Raw genomic sequence first — 237 nt, forward strand, 5'->3', positions numbered from 1 at the left:
AATCGTAAGGTCTTCGGTGCCACGACACGCTCGCCAGGCGCGCAACCTGAACGTTGTCCTTCCAGGCGACCACTGTATTGTCCATGGAGGGGGGCTGCCAGGTTCTCGTGTCGAGCGAGGCACTTTCCAGCCTCCGAGAATGTAGGGTGACGAAGGGCGGAGCAGATTGGGGCTCAGCCCTGAAATTGATGTTAGCGGCTTTGCCGCTTACATCAAGGCCGAGCTTTAAGACCGCGC

This window comes from Schleiferilactobacillus shenzhenensis LY-73 (genome assembly GCF_000469325.1).
Lineage (GTDB): Bacteria > Bacillota > Bacilli > Lactobacillales > Lactobacillaceae > Schleiferilactobacillus > Schleiferilactobacillus shenzhenensis.